The 460-nt window shown below is 49.3% G+C and carries 1 protein-coding gene and 1 pseudogene; both read left to right on the forward strand.

The window, feature by feature from the left end:
• A pseudogene (locus CBF90_RS18655) lies at window positions 1-192 on the forward strand (serine/threonine protein phosphatase); the annotation flags it as partial.
• A partial coding sequence (locus tag CBF90_RS16345) for an antitermination protein (RefSeq protein WP_141097204.1) occupies window positions 189-460 on the forward strand: 272 nt, incomplete at its 3' end. The pseudogene CBF90_RS18655 and the gene CBF90_RS16345, both read left to right, overlap by 4 nt.

Here is a 460-nt window from a genome sequence, read left to right on the forward strand (position 1 = left end):
ATCTGGAACCGCGAACGAATCAGCAACTCACAAAACGGGATCGTGAAAGAAATCAAAGGCGCGGACACGTTCATCTTTGGTCATACGCCAGCAGTGAAACCACTCAAGTTTGCCAACCAAATGTATATCGATACCGGCGCAGTGTTCTGCGGAAACCTAACATTGATTCAGGTACAGGGAGAAGGCGCATGAGACTCGAAAGCGTAGCTAAATTTCATTCGCCAAAAAGCCCGATGATGAGCGACTCACCACGGGCCACGGCTTCTGACTCTCTTTCCGGTACTGATGTGATGGCTGCTATGGGGATGGCGCAATCACAAGCCGGATTCGGTATGGCTGCATTCTGCGGTAAGCACGAACTCAGCCAGAACGACAAACAAAAGGCTATCAACTATCTGATGCAATTTGCACACAAGGTATCGGGGAAATACCGTGGTGTGGCAAAGCTTGAAGGAAATAC

The sequence above is a fragment of the Microbacterium sp. AISO3 genome (assembly GCF_002204305.1).
In the GTDB taxonomy this organism is placed as follows: Bacteria; Actinomycetota; Actinomycetes; order Actinomycetales; family Microbacteriaceae; genus Microbacterium; species Microbacterium arborescens.